The 17,484-nt window shown below is 38.1% G+C and carries 20 protein-coding genes and 1 riboswitch; of the genes, 14 read left to right on the top strand and 6 right to left on the bottom strand.

All coding sequences use genetic code 11. From position 1 onward, the window contains the following. Positions 1-20 precede the first annotated feature (20 nt). The 4 genes from radA to FM071_RS06830 form a co-directional block, all read right to left on the bottom strand. Entirely contained in the window at positions 21-1,367 is a 1,347-nt protein-coding gene (radA, locus tag FM071_RS06845) for a DNA repair protein RadA (RefSeq protein ID WP_193110099.1), read from the bottom strand. A 124-nt stretch (positions 1,368-1,491) separates the two neighbouring features. Then, positions 1,492-2,094, bottom strand: coding sequence for a porin family protein (locus tag FM071_RS06840; protein WP_193110097.1), 603 nt, complete (start codon positions 2,092-2,094; stop codon positions 1,492-1,494). A 57-nt stretch (positions 2,095-2,151) separates the two neighbouring features. After that, positions 2,152-3,030: a signal recognition particle-docking protein FtsY gene (ftsY, locus tag FM071_RS06835; protein WP_193110096.1), complete on the bottom strand. Its 879-nt coding sequence runs from the start codon at positions 3,028-3,030 to the stop codon at positions 2,152-2,154. Further along, on the bottom strand, positions 3,031-3,591 hold the full coding sequence (locus FM071_RS06830; RefSeq protein ID WP_193110094.1) for a TlpA family protein disulfide reductase: 561 nt from the start codon (positions 3,589-3,591) through the stop codon (positions 3,031-3,033). A 57-nt stretch (positions 3,592-3,648) separates the two neighbouring features. Here FM071_RS06830 and FM071_RS06825 point away from each other — a divergent pair, with 57 nt between their 5' ends. Together FM071_RS06825 and rny are read left to right on the top strand one after the other, a co-directional pair. Continuing rightward, positions 3,649-4,218, top strand: coding sequence for a 5-formyltetrahydrofolate cyclo-ligase (locus tag FM071_RS06825; RefSeq protein WP_193110093.1), 570 nt, complete (start codon positions 3,649-3,651; stop codon positions 4,216-4,218). Positions 4,219-4,221: 3 nt separating this feature from the next. Further along, positions 4,222-5,790 carry a ribonuclease Y gene (gene rny / locus FM071_RS06820; RefSeq protein WP_193110091.1) on the top strand — a complete coding sequence of 523 codons (1,569 nt, stop codon included), beginning with the start codon at positions 4,222-4,224 and terminating at the stop codon, positions 5,788-5,790. Between the two features lie 20 nt (positions 5,791-5,810). Here the strand turns inward: rny and FM071_RS06815 are convergent, their stop codons facing one another. Continuing rightward, positions 5,811-6,389, bottom strand: a complete 579-nt coding sequence (locus FM071_RS06815; protein ID WP_193110089.1) for a Tll0287-like domain-containing protein — start codon at positions 6,387-6,389, stop codon at positions 5,811-5,813. 111 nt (positions 6,390-6,500) lie between these two features. On the opposite strand from FM071_RS06815, the gene FM071_RS06810 reads away from it, so the two are divergent. After that, positions 6,501-7,175, top strand: coding sequence for a F0F1 ATP synthase subunit A (locus FM071_RS06810; protein WP_193110087.1), 675 nt, complete (start codon positions 6,501-6,503; stop codon positions 7,173-7,175). Between the two features lie 9 nt (positions 7,176-7,184). Further along, on the top strand, positions 7,185-7,448 hold the full coding sequence (locus FM071_RS06805; protein ID WP_193110085.1) for a hypothetical protein: 264 nt from the start codon (positions 7,185-7,187) through the stop codon (positions 7,446-7,448). Between the two features lie 3 nt (positions 7,449-7,451). Here FM071_RS06805 and FM071_RS06800 read toward each other — a convergent pair whose 3' ends face one another. After that, positions 7,452-7,721: a hypothetical protein gene (locus FM071_RS06800; protein WP_193110084.1), complete on the bottom strand. Its 270-nt coding sequence runs from the start codon at positions 7,719-7,721 to the stop codon at positions 7,452-7,454. A gap of 82 nt (positions 7,722-7,803) precedes the next feature. Further along, a riboswitch (cyclic di-GMP riboswitch) is annotated at positions 7,804-7,881 on the bottom strand. Between the two features lie 123 nt (positions 7,882-8,004). Between FM071_RS06800 and gatB the strand changes: the two genes are divergently transcribed. The 10 genes from gatB (at position 8,005) to FM071_RS06750 (ending at position 17,451) form a co-directional block, all read left to right on the top strand. Further along, on the top strand, positions 8,005-9,435 hold the full coding sequence (gene gatB / locus FM071_RS06795) for an Asp-tRNA(Asn)/Glu-tRNA(Gln) amidotransferase subunit GatB (protein ID WP_193110082.1): 1,431 nt from the start codon (positions 8,005-8,007) through the stop codon (positions 9,433-9,435). A gap of 6 nt (positions 9,436-9,441) precedes the next feature. Next, positions 9,442-11,010, top strand: coding sequence for an ion transporter (locus FM071_RS06790; RefSeq protein ID WP_193110080.1), 1,569 nt, complete (start codon positions 9,442-9,444; stop codon positions 11,008-11,010). Continuing rightward, a complete protein-coding gene (locus FM071_RS06785) occupies positions 11,003-11,722 on the top strand; it encodes an NAD-binding protein (protein ID WP_193110078.1) in 720 nt (239 codons plus the stop codon). Before FM071_RS06790 ends, FM071_RS06785 begins: the two co-directional genes overlap by 8 nt. Further along, positions 11,694-12,581 (top strand): NAD(P)H-dependent glycerol-3-phosphate dehydrogenase, encoded by an 888-nt coding sequence (locus FM071_RS06780; RefSeq protein ID WP_193110077.1) that lies wholly within the window; start codon positions 11,694-11,696, stop codon positions 12,579-12,581. Before FM071_RS06785 ends, FM071_RS06780 begins: the two co-directional genes overlap by 29 nt. 13 nt (positions 12,582-12,594) lie before the next feature. Continuing rightward, positions 12,595-13,953 (top strand): SLC13 family permease, encoded by a 1,359-nt coding sequence (locus FM071_RS06775; protein ID WP_193110075.1) that lies wholly within the window; start codon positions 12,595-12,597, stop codon positions 13,951-13,953. Positions 13,954-14,212: 259 nt separating this feature from the next. Continuing rightward, positions 14,213-14,518, top strand: coding sequence for a Dabb family protein (locus FM071_RS06770; RefSeq protein ID WP_193110073.1), 306 nt, complete (start codon positions 14,213-14,215; stop codon positions 14,516-14,518). 126 nt (positions 14,519-14,644) lie between these two features. Further along, positions 14,645-14,854 carry a hypothetical protein gene (locus FM071_RS06765; RefSeq protein WP_193110071.1) on the top strand — a complete coding sequence of 70 codons (210 nt, stop codon included), beginning with the start codon at positions 14,645-14,647 and terminating at the stop codon, positions 14,852-14,854. Positions 14,855-14,891: 37 nt separating this feature from the next. Further along, entirely contained in the window at positions 14,892-16,151 is a 1,260-nt protein-coding gene (locus FM071_RS06760; RefSeq protein WP_193110069.1) for a M48 family metallopeptidase, read from the top strand. Then, positions 16,133-16,966: a peptide chain release factor N(5)-glutamine methyltransferase gene (gene prmC, locus FM071_RS06755; protein WP_193110068.1), complete on the top strand. Its 834-nt coding sequence runs from the start codon at positions 16,133-16,135 to the stop codon at positions 16,964-16,966. Before FM071_RS06760 ends, prmC begins: the two co-directional genes overlap by 19 nt. A gap of 2 nt (positions 16,967-16,968) precedes the next feature. Next, positions 16,969-17,451 carry a DUF4149 domain-containing protein gene (locus tag FM071_RS06750; RefSeq protein WP_193110066.1) on the top strand — a complete coding sequence of 161 codons (483 nt, stop codon included), beginning with the start codon at positions 16,969-16,971 and terminating at the stop codon, positions 17,449-17,451. Positions 17,452-17,484 lie beyond the last annotated feature (33 nt).

The raw sequence follows: 17,484 nt of genomic DNA, 5'->3' as shown, positions 1-17,484 counted from the left end.
AGAACTTATTATTGCTTATTTTAATACCACTCCAGTAATTTTGTTACTTCATCGACAATGTATGTTTTCATTGCACTCTTTTCAAGCGGTTTTTTTGCAACGAGCGCTTTATTGATATTCTGCATTTTTGCTTCTTTGAGACGCGTATCAAGTCCGTAAACTTCTCGGACATCACCTACAAGGGAGACTTCGCCGATAAAGACCGTCTCTTTAGAGATGGCACGGTCACGAAAACTGCTTATAATTGCTGCAAGTATTGCCAAATCGGCTGCAGTTTCAGTTACTTTGATACCACCTGTTATATTAATGAAGACATCATAGCCTGAGAGAGGAATCTCTAACTTGCGTTCCAAGAGAGCTAAAAGCATATTAAGGCGGTTGTTGTCAAAACCGGTTGCCTGACGCTTTGCATTGGGTGTGTGTGATTCAGAAACAAGAGCCTGAACTTCAAGAATAATAGGACGGCTTCCTTCCATAACGACTGTAAGTGCAGAACCGCTCTGCTGAGAATTACGATTGAAAAATCGTGAAGCAATGTCGGTAGCACTGACAAGCCCTTGGGCTTTCATCTCAAAAACACCAATCTCACTTGTCGCTCCAAAACGGTTTTTAAAACCTCTGAGTATTCGAAGCTCTTGCGAGGAATCTCCCTCAAAATATAAAACAGTATCGACCATATGTTCTAATACTCTAGGACCGGCGATAGAGCCTTCTTTTGTTATGTGACCGATGATGAAAATTGCCAGATCCTTCTCTTTTGCTATGCGCATTAGTTCAAACGTGATCTGGCGTACCTGTGTGACCGAGCCGGGTGCTGAAGTGATATTTTCTGAGTAGATGGTCTGGATGGAATCGATGATGAGAAAATCATACTCTCTGTGTTCAAGTTCAACAAGAATCTGCTCAAGGCGTATCTCACTTAAGAGATAGAGAGAATCATGATTTGATTTAAGACGATTGGCACGAAGCTTTATCTGGGAAGTGGACTCTTCTCCAGTTACATAAAGTACATCTTTATCACTTGAGGCAATATTGGAGCCGACTTTAAGAAGCAGGGTGGACTTTCCGACACCGGGACTCCCTCCTATGAGCGTAAGAGAACCGGGAACTATGCCGCCTCCTAAAACATTATCGAGTTCAGTGTCAAGTGAAGAAAATCGGTAAATTTCCTCTTCAATAACTTTATTGATACTGATAGCTTTTGCAGAAGTGCTGGATGTTGATTTTGTCTGTTTGATGACTTCCTGCTGTTGTTCACTCAGCTCGACAAAACTGTCCCACGCACCACAGTTGGTGCATTTTCCCATCCATTTCGGAGTGGTAAGTCCACAGTGCTGGCATTCAAAGAGTATTTTTTTCTTAGCCATTGTCAAAGCCTTTTGGAAGTTTTAAAAAAATTATAGGAAAAATTGAAAGAAAAAGTATAAAATATGACAAATTGTCAGATTTTATACTTTTATATTGGAGGTGTTAAGAAGTTTATATTCTTATTTACGGTAAAACGTCTAAACCAATAACCAAGCCCGCTGCTAAAGTATAGCCTTTTGGTCCATCAATTGTTGAGTCCTCATATTCAAAGATGAAAGCAAGATTTTCTTTCAGTTCATACTCAAAACCAGCACCATACAAGAATCCTGTATCACTTTTATCAACACCGAGAGTATTGATTTTTTCTTTTTCATATTCATAACCGGCCTTTGCAAAAATGGCAAATGGCTCATTGAGGTGATATGCATAGAGCAGATCAAAAGAGAAACTATGATATTTACCAGTTGCATGAGTCTCTTCAGTAGGTGTTGTTTCTGTGACATCGAGCTCTGTGTAGGCATAGTCTATTTCAAAGTTTACACCCGTACCTGTTCTGTATCCAAGGTCAATACCGAAACCTTTTCCATTTTTACCCTTAACACTTGCTTCACCCTCTTGGATCGTATCACCGTTAGTCATAAGTCCTTTTGCAACAACATATACTTTCTCTTCTTTATGGTGAAAAGTCTCTTTGTTTTCATTTGTATTAGCAACTTCTTCATTTGCCAAAGCAGCACTTGCAGATAATATACTTGCAAGTGTTAATGCACTTAGTTGTTTTGTCATAAATATCCTTGTTGTTAGTTTTGAAGATGCAATTTTATCATATCTGCAAAAGAATTATTATTTTTCTTGATCAAAAATCGCATCGAGAAGACTATCGACAAATTCGTATTTGTCAAATGGTGTGAGATTCTCTGGCTGTTCTCCGGTTCCGACAAATAAAATCGGCAGTTCAAGTGCATAAGCGATAGAGAAGATACTGCCTCCCTTCGCTGTACCGTCAAGTTTTGTAATGATTATGCCGTCAATGCCTATCATGTCATGAAAAGCTTTTGCCTGTGAAATGGCAGAATTTCCTTGTGTGCCGTCAATAATAAGGATAGTTCTATGTGGTGCCCCTGCGTGAGCTTTGTCGCAGATTCGATTTATCTTTTTAAGCTCATTTGCAAGATTTGTCTGTGTATGTAGACGGCCAGCCGTATCAATGATGACATTGTCAAAGCCCTTTGCTTTTGCCGAGTCAATGACATCGTAGGCAACGGCAGAAGAGTCATGTCCCTGTTTTGATGCAACAATGGGAATATCGAGTCTTTTTGCCCAGAGAGTAAGCTGCTCAATAGCTGCCGCACGGAAAGTATCTCCTGCACCGAGAATGACTTTTTTGCCTTCATTCTTGTATCTTTGAGCGAGTTTTGCGATGGTCGTTGTCTTGCCGGCACCGTTTACACCGACAATCAGTTCAACGAAAGGCGGTGTATATTGAGGCTCTTTATACTCTGCATAGCGAAGCGTTGCTAAGAGTTTTGAGCGCAGTATCTCTCTCGTGATTTTATCCTGATATATCTCGCGCAGTATGATCTCTACAAGCTCATATTCTACGTCCGCTTCAAGAAGGATGTCCTCGATTTCATCTTTGGTAAAAGAGATCTTTCTCTTTGGAGCAACGGTTTTAATCGCATCAACGGTTTTGTTGAGAGACTTTTTTATAAATCCAAACATCTAAATTTCCAAAGCTCGTTTGATATCGCTCTCTATGAACTCTTCTTCTACAGCACCTTGATAGTATTTTACAAGTTTCCCATCTTTATAAATAACAAGAAGAGGAATGCCGAAATTTCTTCCAAGTTGTAGTTTTTGTGCTATTTCATCGATTAAGCGACTGTTTTCAGAAGAGTTTACCAGTGGGTATTGGGCGTTGAATTTTTTGCGAAAGGTTTCCAGTTTTGTGTTAGGAACATTCTCTTCAACCGTTACACCGATAATTTTGATCTGATCTTTGTATTTTTTTTGTAAAGAGCTAAGGTGTGTCGCTTCAGCTTGACATGGTGGACACCAGGTTGCGAAGATATCAAGAATGAGAATTTTTGCTTTAGAATTCTCAAGCGTATATCCTTCATTGTCTTTTTTAAGTACATACTGTTTCATGTCGGTTGCAGTAAGGACTATCTCATTTTTAGCAAGAAGGGCATTGGCATCTTCTTGTTCTTTTTTTTCTGAAGAGCAGGCACTAAAGAGGAGTGAAAATGCAAGTAAAGATGATAAAAGAATTGTTTTTGACATGGATATTTAACCTTAATTTATGTAAAATGTGCGAAATTATATCCATAAAGATTTTATATGCCTCTTACAAAAAGCCAATTTCGTGAAAAATGTCTGAAAAAATTATCATCCAGCGGTCATATCCGAAAAAATTACAGCACTTATCTTCTTAATCGTTCGTTACTTAGGGAATTAAGTGCTAAAAAGAGAAAAAACATATTGTTTTACTATCCGTTACAAAATGAAGCAGACATCCGAAAAGTTTTGCAGAAAATGAGAAAAAAACATAATGTTTTTGTGCCGTTTATGGTGGGTAAAAGTTTTAAGATGGTACCATTTAGATTACCGCTTAAGAAAAAAAAGTTTGGTATTTTAGAAGCGGGAAATACATTAAGAGATATTAAAAAAATTGATATAGCCATAGTACCTGTAGTTGGGGTTGATGGTAATTTGCAAAGAATTGGGTTTGGAAAAGGAATGTATGATCGTTTCTTTGAAAAATTACAAAAGAGACCATATACTATTTTTATTCAGCCGGAACTTTGTTACACAAAAGAGAAAATATGTGACGCATACGACGTTACAGGTGATATGTTGTTAACACCAACGAAAAGAATTATGAATAAGGCTATAAAAAAGAGGAAGTAAAAGATGTTAAACGAGATACTACTGGGTGGCGGTATAGCCACTGTCAGTGGAGTCGTTGGTTTTTTCATCTCTAAAAAGATTACGGGCGCAAATTTCGATATATATCTGGAACAGGCCCAAGCCAAAGCGAAAGCGATAGAAAACGAGGCGCAGACCCTTTTAGAGCGTGCTCAGTTGAAGTCACGCGAGATCGAGCTGGAGGCTAAAAAAGAGTTTGACAGTGCAAAAGCGAGAGCCAAAGCGGATCTGCATCAAAGAGAAGATGCTCTTATACGAAAAGAGCAGAGCTTTTTAAGAGAGAAGCAAGAAGAAGAGACAAAGATTCAGCTTAAGCAGCAAGCACTGCAGGCACAAAAGATCAATTTAGAGAGAAATGAAAAATCACTGGCTCTATTGAAAGAGCGATATGAACAGAAAATTGATGAAGCCCTGCATGCCATAGAACATTGTGCAGGTATGACGCAGGATGAAGCGAAGAAGATGCTTCTTGAAATGGTGGAAGAAAAATCTCGCGGAGAGATAGCTCACATCGTAAGACGTTATGAGAATGAGGCAAAGGAAGAGAGCGAAAGAAAAGCGAACTTCATTTTAGCACAGGCTACGAGCCGTTTTGCAGGAGAGTTTGCAAGTGAACGCCTTACAAATCTTGTTCATTTGGACAATGATGAACTTAAAGGGCGTATCATCGGTAAAGAGGGACGTAATATCAAAGCGCTCGAGACACTTTTGGGCGTTGATATCATCATTGATGATACACCAAATGCCATTGTTGTCAGTAGTTTCAATCTTTATCGCCGCGCGATAGCTACGAAGACACTGCAGCTGCTTATAGAGGATGGAAGAATTCAGCCGGCGCGGATTGAAGAGATATTTAAAAAAGTATCTGATGAATTTGAGTCGAAGATCTTAAGTGAAGGTGAAGAGCTGGTCGCTGAACTCAATGTCGGCGTTATGCATCCAGAACTTATGAAGCTCCTTGGCCGTTTGCGTTACCGTGCTTCATATGGACAAAATGCGTTGGCACATACATTGGAGGTCGCTCATTTAGCCGGTATTATGGCTGCAGAGATGGGTGGTGATCCTATCTTGGCAAAAAGGGCAGGTTTATTGCATGACATCGGTAAGGCTCTCACGCATGATGTAGATGGTAACCATGTTGATTTAGGTGCAGAGATTTGTCGTCGTTATAATGAAGATGAAGTTGTCATCAATGCCATCTATGCACATCATGGACAGCAGGAGATCCATTCTGTAGAATGCGGTGCAGTCTGTGCCGCTGATGCCCTTTCAGCAGCTCGTCCTGGTGCACGTAGAGAAGTGCTGGAAAGCTTTTTGAAACGCGTCACGGAGATAGAAGATATAGCTTCGGCACATAGTGGTGTAAAACAGGCTTATGCCATCAATGCAGGTCGTGAGGTGAGAGTCATTGTCAATGCGACAATGGTCAATGATGATGAATCGGTTTTAATTGCAAGAGAGATTGCAAAAGAGATTGAAGATCGTGTACAGTATCCGGGTGAGATTAAAGTGAATGTTATCCGTGAGAGTAGAGCGATAGAGTTTGCGAAGTAGATTATACTTCGCAAAATAAACTATTTTTTAATTGTAACAACTACTGCACCACGAAGATCGCCCATTTTATATCCCATTGCTTTGTCAATCGGATAATTTGTTTGAATGGCTCTTTTGAGATCAGTATCTTTAACATCTCCGTGACATTTTAGACATACCTGCTTGTTGATGATTATAGGTTTATAGTACTTATATGTATGTTCATCGACTTTTTCGATAAGATGTTTAGGAAGAACAACATTGGCATTTTTTAATTTTGCAAGTGCCTCTAAGACGTTTGCTTCATTGCCTTGTGGCTCATTTGCAGGATTTCTAAACTTCATGCTGATTCTTTTTACATTGACACCCTTTGGCAGTTTTGTATTCACTTTTTCCGTAAGGTTATAAGCCTCTTTTGAACAAAAATCCAAAGCTTTTATAGGACCGCCTGCTTTCATGTTCTTCTTCATGTTTTTACCGAGTGTCTGCATAAGCATTTTTGAACTTTTCTGTCCTGTTTTTACGATCTCTTTAAACTTCGCATCTCTATTTTTCTGTGGGGCTGCTGCGAGTAGAGAGGCTGTAAGGCCAACAAGTGTCATTACTTTTAAAATCTTCATAAATTCCTCCGAATTGTTAATGTAATAAAGGAATTGTAGCAAGACTTAGGATAATTTAATGCAAATTAAACTATAATTCCCTAAATTTTTTAAAGACAAGGGAGCACGCCTATGGGTGAAATGTTTACTTTTTTCGGGCTTATTTCAGAAAATCATGATTTTCTTTTTCTTTCACACATGATTTTATCAGCATTGATCGCAGTTGTACTTGCAAAAGTTGCGATGTCAAATTTACAGCTTGTACCAAAAGGTACACAAAACCTTATGGAAGCATACGTTAATGGTGTTTTAGAAATGGGAACAGACGTTATGGGTAAAGCACATGCTCGTAAATATGTTGCTTTAGTCGCGACAATAGGTCTATTTGTATTTATTGCAAACTTCATAGGTATTATCCCAGGTTTTGAAGCTCCTTCTGCTGACTTGAATATGACACTTACTTTAGCACTTTCTGTATTTGTATACTATAACTATGTTGGTATTAAAACACACGGTATTGTTAAATATTTTGCGCACTTTACAGGTCCTGTTTGGTGGCTTGCATGGTTGATGTTCCCTGTTGAGATCGTTTCTCACTTCTCACGTATCATCTCGCTTAGTTTCCGTCTATTTGGTAATATCAAAGGTGATGATATGTTCTTGGCGGTAATTTTAATGCTTGTTCCATGGGTTATGCCGTTGATTCCTTTTGGTCTTTTAACATTTGGTGCATTCTTGCAGGCATTTATCTTTATGATGCTAACATATGTTTACCTTGCCGGTGCAATTGTTGTAGAAGAGCACTAAAACTTTCTGATGCAAAAAGATGTCTATGAGAGAATCATAAGCTTTTTGCTTGGAGCATCATGGGCGATTGTCCTCTTCGGTGCTCTTATAACATTTAAACTCTTTATTTCGCTTGGCTTGGCTTTGGCGATTTTTCTCACACTTCTTTATATCATGATTTCACTCTTTTTGATCTTAGCTCTTGATGCATTTTTAGTGAATAAAAAACGTTTGCAAGAAGCTATCAAACAGACGAAACTTCTTGAAAAAATTTACGCAAAACATACTAAATAGATACTAAAATCTAAAATTCAAAGCAATGTGAACCTGTTTATAGTCTTCAGTGTTATTATATCTCTGCGGTGTTTTTTCAAACGAAAATAACGAACTTACATAAGAAAAGATAAAAGAAAAATCATTCTTCTTTTGCGGTTCTATTGATAGCGATATTTTTGAGAGTGTACTCTCATAGATATCAATCGTGTTAAAATCAACAGAAACTTTGTCATTTGCTACAACTTGTGTCGATAGCAGAAGATAGAGTAGGGTTTGCAGTAAATATTTCATAATATTCTCCATCCAACGATCTACGAAATCATTGTGTTTGATATTATGATAGATATAGAAAAAAATGCAGGGTATAAATACATTTGGTAGTCTGGCGATCTTTTTACAAAGACCCATAACTTTCCGTGCTTACTTCACAGTAAGGTTGGCTTTTCTTATATTTATCAATGTGATAATTATATCACATTTTTCTTTCTTTTGCAAACTGCCTTGTTATAACGTATTTTAAAGCATAGATTGGCTAAAATAGAATAATTTATTTTTATTTTATCTAAGGAAAACTATGTTTGAAGTAGTTATCGGACTTGAGGTCCATGTACAGTTAAACACAAAATCAAAACTTTTTTGCTCGTGTGCTACGAGTTTTAATCATAAACAAAATTCAAATACTTGTCCTACATGTTTAGCACTTCCAGGTGCCCTGCCTGTCCTTAACAAAGAGGTGGTTCATAAGTCCATTATGCTCGGTACCGCTCTTGAAGCGACGATAAACCGTGTTTCATATTTTGATAGAAAGTCTTACTTTTATCCGGATTCTCCCTCAGCTTATCAGATTACACAACTCTACACTCCGATAGTTGAACATGGAAAACTGCAAATAGATTTCGAAGATGGATCCAATAAAATAATCCGTGTGAATCGCGCTCATATAGAAGCAGATGCGGGAAAAAATATACATGAAGGTGATATCTCGAAAGTGGATCTTAACCGTGCAGGTACACCGCTGCTCGAAATTGTAAGTGAACCTGATATGCGAAGTGCTGAAGAAGCGATTTTGTACCTGAAAAAGCTACACTCTATCATTCGTTACATAGATATCGGTGATGCAAATATGCAAGAGGGGTCTTTCCGTGTCGATGTAAATGTTTCCATCCGTCCAAAAGGCGATGAAAATCTCTATACTCGTGTTGAAATTAAAAATATAAACTCTTTTAAATTTATTCAAAAAGCGATTGAGGTAGAGGTTTCCCGTCAAGTCGAAGCATGGGAAGATGGCACTTATGATGAAGAGATTGTTCAAGAGACGCGTCTTTTTGATCAAGTCAAACAAGAAACCCGTTCTATGCGAGGTAAAGAAGAAGCGGCAGATTATAGATATTTTCCAGAGCCGGATCTCCTTAAATGTGTCGTTACCGATGAAATGATGGAGCAGTATTCACAGATTCCGGAACTTCCGGATGAGAAGAAAGATCGCTTTTTGAATGAGTACGGTATGAGTGAGTACAATGCGATGGTCATTACATCTTCTGTAGAGATGGCGAATTTCTTTGAGACAATGATGAATGAAGAGGGTGTGACTGCCAAGACGGCTGCATCTTTGTTGATGGTTGAGCTGCTTGGCCGCCTTAAAGGAGAGATGACTATTAACAACTCTCCGGTAGATGCAGATAAACTCGGATTTCTTGCTAAACGAATCGATGACAAGACCATTTCAGGTAAAGCTGCCAAAGAGGTACTTGACTATCTTATGGAAAATGAAGATGCTGATGTCGATGCTGCTATTGAGAAGCTTGGACTCAAACAGATGACAGACACAGGTGCCATTGAAACAATGTGTGACGAGATCATCAGTGCAAATCAAGATAAAGTTGAGCAATATAAAGCCGGAAAAGAAAAACTCTTTGGGTTCTTTGTCGGGCAAGTTATGAAAGCATCCAAAGGAAGTGCGAATCCACAGGCCGTGAATGAGATCCTCAAAGCTAAATTAGGATAGTTCGTAATGTTAAAGCGCTGGATAATCAATTTTGCCTATTATCTCGATACATCAAAATCGTATCAAAAACGCAAGCGCTTTTTTTATAATATTTTAGAAGATGATAAAAATAAATATAAAAAATATATAGATATTTTTATGGCGATTCTTATTTTTATCAGTGTTGGTGTACTTATTCGTGAAGTGAAACACCATGTAGATGATCATTTGATGTTCTTTAGCAACTATGTCATCTCTTTTATCTTTTTAATTGAATATCTGCTTCGATTTTGGGTAAGCAGCAGTGTGAGCAAGATCATTGTCGCCCGAGCGGAACACGATACCTTTTTACACCGTGAAGTAAACCTTTATAAGGCATTTCGTGATGTTGTTAAAGTCAAACTGGCCTATATGCTTTCACCTATGGCGCTCATTGATCTCTTTGCAATTTTGCCTTTTTATCATGAGCTGCGTCTTTTACGCCTTTTTATTCTTTTTCGTGTCTTTAAACTCTTTCGATATGCAAAAAGTCTGCAAACCCTCTCCTCTGTTTTAGCGACTAAGAAGTTTGAATTTCTTACACTTGGTATCTTTGCAGCAGTTGTCATTTTTATATCTTCCGTACTTATCTATGTTATGGAAGGAAATAACCCAGCATCACCGATAGATACACTTTATGAGGCTATCTACTGGGCAATCGTTACGATCTCTACTGTTGGGTACGGTGATATGACTCCTGTCACTCATGAAGGGCGTTTTGTCGCGATGCTTGTCATTATTGCCGGTATCTCTGTTTTGGCTTTTACTACATCTCTTTTTGTTTCGGCTTTTACAGAAAAACTCGATGAGATTCGTGAGATGAAGACTATTGAGGATGTCTCAAAACTAAAGAAATTCTATCTTATTTGCGGGTATGAACATGTTGCGCGTGAGGTTGCAAGAAAGCTTTCAAGTCACAGAAATGACATTATAGTAATGGATGAAGATGAACAGAGAGTGGCACAGGCTAAAAAAGATGGTTTTACGACGCTTCATTATAATCCAGGCCGGATAGAGAGTTATGAAAAGCTTGGAATAGATATTGAGAAACAGGTTAAGGCAATTCTCTGTTTGCGTGAGAATGACATTGAGAATGTTTATGCCGCATTGACTATTCGTTCTATCAATAAAGAGGTCTTTATTCTTTCATTGCTGATGAGCGATGCCAATAAGAAAAAAATGACTTTTGCAGGTATAAACCTGACTGTATATCCTCAGGAACTTGTCGGTCTTATAACAAAAGAACTTGTTGGTAAGCCGGTTGCTTTTGAGGTGATTCATGAATTAAGAAGTGAAAATGCAGATGTGAAGATAGATGAACTCGGAGTGACAGAACGTATTGTAGAATATTTTCCGACAGTTGGAGATCTTGGAAACAAAGATTTTCGGGTCGTTCTTTTAGGTATTTATAAGCAAAGCAGTGACAGATTTTATTTTAATCCTCTCGATGATATGCTTCTTGAAGTAGGGGATTATCTTTTAGTTGTAGGATATCAGGTGTTTATTCTAGAATTTGAGAAATATCTGCATACAAAGATAAAGGCTAGTAATGAGTAAAGCAACGGCACTTATTTTTGGACATAATAAATATGCGCATGAAATTATTGCAAATGTAAAAGATAAATATGCGCATGTAAAAGTTTTCTCTTTACATGAAGAAGATCTTCAAGAGAGTGAGATAGAGCTTGAACTTTTCGATCTGAGTGATGAGTGGGTTGAGATGAAACAAGGTGTTGACATGGAAAATTCAATTGCCTTCTGTGTTCTGGAAGATATTGCAGAAAATATCTTTTTGACCATCTCTCTGCGTGCCAATTTTAAAGATTTGACGATCATTGCGCTTGCTTCAAATAGTGAGAGTGCGAACAAGCTCAAGATGGCAGGGGCAAGTAAGGTGATTCCTCTTGTTGAAACGACGTCGGATATCATCACAAATATGCTTGAAAAGCCGATTGCAAACAAGGTCTTGCACAGTATCTTATATGAAGAGAGTGATCTGAAGATTGCACAGATAAAAATAGGCGAAGGCAGCCATTTCAAAGATGAAGAACTCAGTAGTATAGACTGGACGAGATATAATGGTATCATTGTGTTATCTGTTATGCGAAAAGACAAAAAAAGCGAATTTATCTACTCTTCTAAAGCCAAGCGCCACATTATAGAAGAGGGTGATATTCTTGTTGTTGTAGGATATGAGACAGATATTGCCGAGTTTGAAAATAAAATAGGGAGTAAGCGATATGTCAATTGGAGTCATTGGAGCTGGTAAGTGGGGGTCTGCACTTCATTTTGCGTTGAGCGAAAATCATGATGTGCTGATTACTTCGAGAACACCCAGAGCGATCAAAAATTTTGTTACACTGGAAGAGATCCTTGCGTGTGAATATCTTGTTATAAGTGTTCCTGCTCAACAGGTTGCAAGATGGCTTCAAGAGAATTTTGTCTTTAGGGGTCAAAAAGTTCTTGTGGCTTCTAAGGGTATTGAAGCCTCAAGCGGCAGGTTTTTAAATGAGATCTATTCAGAATATATTCCTGATGAAAATATAGCTTTTCTCTCAGGTCCATCCTTTGCGGTAGAAGTGATACAGTCACTGCCAACAGCATTGGTGATAAATGCGAAGAATGAAACGATAGCAAAAGAGTTCGCAGCCTTTTTCCCTTCTTTTATTAAGACCTATATCTCTGAAGATGTTGTTGGTGCAGAGATTGCCGGAGCGTATAAGAATGTCATCGCGATTGCAGCAGGAATATGTTCAGGACTTGAACTTGGCAATAATGCGGCCGCGGCACTTATCTCACGTGGACTTGTCGAGATGGAGCGCTTTGGCAGTGTGTATGGTGCTCAAAAAGATACCTTTTTAGGTCTCAGCGGTGCAGGTGATCTGTTTTTGACCGCATCTTCAACGATGAGCAGGAATTTTCGTGTTGGACTCGGTTTGGCAAAAGGGCTCACGCAGGAGGAGATCTTAGAAGACCTTGGCGAAGTTGCCGAAGGAATCGGGACAGCGTATGCCTTGAGAGATATTGCACAAAAGAATGAACTCTATCTTCCCATCGCAACCGAAGTCTATGCGATGCTGGAAGGAAAAAGCCCACAGGAATCTCTTCGAGATCTTTTGACGAACTGAAAAAGGAGCATGAATGCATGAGCATAAAGAGCAGTTGTTAAAAATAGCCATAGCACTTGGCATAGGCTTTGGAATCTATATGATTGGACTCTCGTTTTTTGATGAGACACAAAGCCGACTGCTTGGAATTATTGCATTTTTAGTGACTTTATGGACAAATGAAGCACTTCATTTAGGTGTTATCTCTTTGCTTCCTATCATTCTGTTTCCGGCTTTTGGTATCATCTCTACAAAAGCAACGACTCTCAACTATGCTCATCCGATTATCTATCTTTTTTTAGGCGGTTTTTTACTTGCAATCGCTGTTGAAAAAACCAAGCTGCATATTTTTATAGCTGACAAAATACTTGGATTTTTTCCTGCAACACCACGTGGAATGATATTTTCACTGGCTCTTACTTCAGCACTTCTAAGCTCTATTTTATCCAATACGACAACGACGCTGTTACTCATTACTATTGCTATTTTCATTACCGAAAATACAAAATTGAAGATGCGTTTTGCATTGGCCATTGCCTACGGTGCAAGTGTCGGTGGAATTTTAACGCCCATTGGAACGCCGCCGAATCTAATTCTTTTGGGAATCATGCAAGAGCAGGGTATGGCGCTTATTCCATTTTTTCAATGGATGTGGATGGTGGCGCCGCTTGTATTTGTCATGCTTGTGAGTGTCAGTATGCTGCTGAGCATTGGTGTCGGTGATATAGTAATTCAAAGAGAGATTAAGATAAAGGGACTTGAAAGTTCACAAAAAAAAGTTCTTTTCTTGCTGGGTGCTTTGATTGTACTCTTGTTGGTTAATGCTCCTATGAAGCCTTTTTGGAATGGGTTGGGACTGAGCGAAAGCGGTATATTGCTTGCCTTTGGACTTGTTTTGTTCATGCCGCCGTTTGGTATTTTACAATGGAGTGAAGATAGTAAAAAAGTTCCTTTTGCCATTATGTTCTTGTTCGGTGCCGGCTTTTCCATTGCCAAAGCATTTTCTCAAACCGGATTGGCTGATGAACTTGCATCGTATCTGTTGAGTATGACATCTATGACGCCTCTGTTCTTACTCTTGAGTGTTGCACTGCTTATCACGTTTACAACTGAGATAACTTCAAATACAGCATTGACATCTATCATGCTGCCTGTTATTTATTCGGTTGCGCAGCAGTCCGGTATCAATGCAACACTCTTTATGATGGTGGCAACTGTTTGTGCATCGTATGCTTTTATGCTGCCGATAGCAACACCGCCAAATGCCATTGCAATGAGCAGTGGAGTGGTCAATGTACGGGATATGATTCGTTATGGGATCGTTTTAAATCTTTTAGGTGTCTTTTTTATTGTAATGATTGCAAAATATTTTTGGACAGGGATACTTTCTTAATCTTCGTTGTTTGTTTTTCTTCTTTTATAAAAAGTATAAAAATCTTTCAAAATAAGAAAGAGACAGTATAGCCACAAAGCGTTAAGAAAATAATTGTTTTGCATACCGTGAAAATAGAGAAATGGAAATCCTATGACATAGGGCCATTTGAAAAAGTAAAAAAACAGAATGCCTGCGCCGTATAATTCTTTCATGTCACAATCTTAACCAACTTTAACGAAAAACTCGATAAAATTTTGAAATTTTTTAAGGATATAGCATGGTAGTTCATATAGTAATGTTTAAGTTCAAGGAAGAAAATAAGGTTTTAAATATAGCAAAAGTTCAGGATAAACTTGAAAAACTTGAAAGTAAGATAGATGTCCTCAAAACAATGGAAGTCGGTATCAACTTCAATGAATCTGAGCGGGCAATGGATCTTTCACTCTACTCAACTTTTGAGAGTGAAGAGGATCTTAAGGCCTATGCTGTTCATGAAGAGCATTTAAAAGTTGTTGAACTCATCAAAGAGGTGACCGTAGAATCAAAAGTGGTTGACTATATCTTAGACTACCCTGTTGAATAGAGTTGTTTGTCTGACGATAAAATAAAATAAAAAGTAGACTTAAATCGTCAAACTACTTTAAAACCGCTTAGTTGTTTTAGTTAGTTGTGTGTTACCATTCCATAAAATTATTTATAAGGATAAAATATGGAACCAAGTAACGAAACGATAAGTGATTATGACACGCTCAAAGGCGAAAAGAAGAAAATAGTTTGGGCTGTCATCATCGTAGGCCTTTTAATTGGTGTTGGTTTTACCGTAGCATCAAAAGTTTTCAATGCTAAAAATGAAACTATAAAAGTAAAAGAAGAATTTGTAACTATGCCTTATGGTACACATGAGATGCCGGTAAAATAGCATGGTTGAAAATTCTCACTTCAAGAAGGGTGCATAAATGTTAATGACCATTGTGGGTATCTATACACTTTATGTAGCTGTCTCTATTTACACAAGTGTAATGCAGATCGGCTATATAAACATTACAAAAAGAAAGACTCCGGTACTTTTAAGTGCAAGCGATTTTTTAAAAGCCGGTAATTATGCCGTAGCAAAAGAGAAACTTGCAATTGTCAATACATTTGTAGACTATCTTGTTTTTATCGCATGGATTGACGTTGGTATTAAAGCGCTTGAACATCAATTTTATCTGCTTGAAGATGAAGCGATGAAAAATATTGCGATCGTTATGGGATTTGTAATTATCAACTACATCATTTCTCTTCCTTTTTCATACTATGAAAAATTTGTCATCGATACAAAGTTCGGCTTCAATAAATCGTCAATCGGACAATGGATTAAAGACACGCTTATCTCTTTTGTTATGATGCTTATCCTTGGCTCTTTGGTTGTCTGGGGTATTTATGAGATAATGACGAACTTTACACTCTGGTGGCTTTGGAGTTTTCTCTTTATCTTTGCTATTGTCATTGGTATAAATATGCTCTACCCGACATTTCGTGCAATGTTCTTTGATAAGCTTAAACCGCTTGAAGATGAAGAACTTGACAGTGAGATCAAAAGATTGATGGATGCGACAGGTTTTGTAAGTTCGGGTGTATTCATCTCTGATGCAAGTAAGCGTGATGCAAGACTCAATGCCTATTTTGGAGGCTTTGGAAAAACAAAGCGTGTCGTACTGTTCGATACTTTGTTGGAGAAATTGACAACAAAAGAGCTTTTAGCAGTTTTAGGACATGAGCTGGGGCATTTCGCTCATGGTGATATCTATAAGAATATTGCCCTTGTAGGCGGTATGCTGTTTGTGATGTTCGCACTCTTTGGAAATCTTCCTGACTCTTTGTATATGGAAATGGGACTTTCACGTGAGCCGTATGTGGTTATGATTCTTTTGATGCTTTTTATGCCTGTGCTTGGCTTTATCATGATGCCGATTATGGGAATAGTGAGTCGTCATAATGAGTATGAAGCAGATAAAACAGGAAGTGAGCTCGGTGGTGCTGCAGGTGCGATAGAACTTGCCAACGCATTAAAGAAACTTGTAACGGAGAACAAAAGCTTTCCACTTTCACATCCGCTTTATATTTTCTTTCATTACACACATCCGCCTGTTATAGAGAGACTCAAAGAGCTTGGTGTTGATATTGGGTATGTTGATGAAAGTGGATTAGCAGGTAAATGCGAAGCAGATATATAGTAAGTGATCTGCTGCGTGAGGCAACTGAGAAGATCACGCAGCACTCCATTGAACGAGCTTTGCGTGAGGCACAGCTTCTTTTTATGGCTTTTTTTGAAAAAGATGAACTCTGGCTTATATCACATCAAAAAGATGAAATTGAAGTAGATGAAAGTTTTTTTCACTGGGTAGAGAGAAGATGTGCGAGTGAGCCTTTTGAATACATCGTCAATCGTGTGAGTTTTTACTCCGAAGAGTTCTATATTGACGAAGGGGCATTGATCCCTCGTCCTGAGACAGAAATACTCATCGATGAGATTGAGAAAAACATTGCAGATAAAACTGCCAAGATAACATTTGTCGAGGTGGGTGTCGGCAGCGGTATCATTTCAATCATGCTTGCAAAGAAATTTCCAAATGCGATGATTATCGCTGTCGATATATCGCCAAAAGCATTGGCTGTTGCACATAAAAATATTGAAAAATTTGCACTACAGGAGAGAATTGAGCTGCGTGAGGGTTCTTTACTAGAGCCAATTAGCGAAACCATTGATTATCTGGTCTCAAATCCTCCTTATATTGCAAATGATGCTCCATTGGCATCAAATCTCTCCTACGAGCCACAAAACGCTCTTTTTGGTGGGGAAGTCGGTGATGAGATCATTCAGCAACTGCTTGATGAAGTCTTAAAGCAAAAGATTAGATTTTTTAGTTGTGAGATGGGTTATGACCAAAAGAGTAAAATACAGAATTATTTAAAAGATAAAGAATTTTCAAGCCTCGAATTTTATAAAGATTATGCATCATTTGACAGAGGCTTTACACTAAAGGTATAAAATTGTTAAAAAGAAATATATATTTGGATTTTAGTTATTTGTTGATTGTGGCAGCGAGTTTAGGGGCTGTGCTTGTTCTTGGTGCCATTGTAGCACCTGTTATTTTTCATAGTGACAAATACCTTGTAGGGATGTTGATAGATCATTATAACATGGGTATGATTATGGGAGAGATTTTTCGTAGATTTGCTTACTGGGCATATTTTTTGGCAGCATACATCGCTTTTTATGAAGCTTATATGTATAAGATGGGACAGCGTGACGCTATTGTTTTTGGCGCAGCGGTAACTGCAATATTTTCTTCACTCATGTTCGCAGCGGTTTATGTACCAAAAATTCTTTCAATGCAGTTAATGGGAAAAGAAGCTACACAAAGTGATACTTTTGAAAATATCCATATAGCCAGTGAGATAGATTTTAAACTTTTAGCGGTTGCCCTTGTAGTGCTTTTTATCAGAAGGTTAATGCTTCTGCGTATTGACTAGCACAATATTAACACTTTTTTAACACTTTCTTGG

The sequence above is a fragment of the Sulfurimonas paralvinellae genome (assembly GCF_014905135.1).
In the GTDB taxonomy this organism is placed as follows: Bacteria; Campylobacterota; Campylobacteria; order Campylobacterales; family Sulfurimonadaceae; genus Sulfurimonas; species Sulfurimonas paralvinellae.
This window is presented reverse-complemented; position numbering and strand designations above follow the sequence as displayed.

What these genes read in the sequence shown, in the direction of transcription:
- FM071_RS06815 (WP_193110089.1), bottom strand. Translation starts at nt 6,389, where the DNA reads ATGAAGATTTTAAAAGTAATGACACTTGTTGGCCTTACAGCCTCTCTA.
- FM071_RS06810 (WP_193110087.1), top strand. Translation starts at nt 6,501, where the DNA reads ATGGGTGAAATGTTTACTTTTTTCGGGCTTATTTCAGAAAATCATGAT.
- FM071_RS06760 (WP_193110069.1), top strand. Translation starts at nt 14,892, where the DNA reads ATGTTAATGACCATTGTGGGTATCTATACACTTTATGTAGCTGTCTCT.
- FM071_RS06825 (WP_193110093.1), top strand. Translation starts at nt 3,649, where the DNA reads ATGCCTCTTACAAAAAGCCAATTTCGTGAAAAATGTCTGAAAAAATTA.
- FM071_RS06805 (WP_193110085.1), top strand. Translation starts at nt 7,185, where the DNA reads ATGCAAAAAGATGTCTATGAGAGAATCATAAGCTTTTTGCTTGGAGCA.
- FM071_RS06830 (WP_193110094.1), bottom strand. Translation starts at nt 3,591, where the DNA reads ATGTCAAAAACAATTCTTTTATCATCTTTACTTGCATTTTCACTCCTC.
- FM071_RS06800 (WP_193110084.1), bottom strand. Translation starts at nt 7,721, where the DNA reads ATGAAATATTTACTGCAAACCCTACTCTATCTTCTGCTATCGACACAA.
- ftsY (WP_193110096.1), bottom strand. Translation starts at nt 3,030, where the DNA reads ATGTTTGGATTTATAAAAAAGTCTCTCAACAAAACCGTTGATGCGATT.
- FM071_RS06785 (WP_193110078.1), top strand. Translation starts at nt 11,003, where the DNA reads ATGAGTAAAGCAACGGCACTTATTTTTGGACATAATAAATATGCGCAT.
- radA (WP_193110099.1), bottom strand. Translation starts at nt 1,367, where the DNA reads ATGGCTAAGAAAAAAATACTCTTTGAATGCCAGCACTGTGGACTTACC.
- FM071_RS06775 (WP_193110075.1), top strand. Translation starts at nt 12,595, where the DNA reads ATGCATGAGCATAAAGAGCAGTTGTTAAAAATAGCCATAGCACTTGGC.
- FM071_RS06840 (WP_193110097.1), bottom strand. Translation starts at nt 2,094, where the DNA reads ATGACAAAACAACTAAGTGCATTAACACTTGCAAGTATATTATCTGCA.
- FM071_RS06765 (WP_193110071.1), top strand. Translation starts at nt 14,645, where the DNA reads ATGGAACCAAGTAACGAAACGATAAGTGATTATGACACGCTCAAAGGC.
- rny (WP_193110091.1), top strand. Translation starts at nt 4,222, where the DNA reads ATGTTAAACGAGATACTACTGGGTGGCGGTATAGCCACTGTCAGTGGA.
- FM071_RS06770 (WP_193110073.1), top strand. Translation starts at nt 14,213, where the DNA reads ATGGTAGTTCATATAGTAATGTTTAAGTTCAAGGAAGAAAATAAGGTT.
- prmC (WP_193110068.1), top strand. Translation starts at nt 16,133, where the DNA reads ATGCGAAGCAGATATATAGTAAGTGATCTGCTGCGTGAGGCAACTGAG.
- FM071_RS06790 (WP_193110080.1), top strand. Translation starts at nt 9,442, where the DNA reads ATGTTAAAGCGCTGGATAATCAATTTTGCCTATTATCTCGATACATCA.
- FM071_RS06780 (WP_193110077.1), top strand. Translation starts at nt 11,694, where the DNA reads ATGTCAATTGGAGTCATTGGAGCTGGTAAGTGGGGGTCTGCACTTCAT.
- gatB (WP_193110082.1), top strand. Translation starts at nt 8,005, where the DNA reads ATGTTTGAAGTAGTTATCGGACTTGAGGTCCATGTACAGTTAAACACA.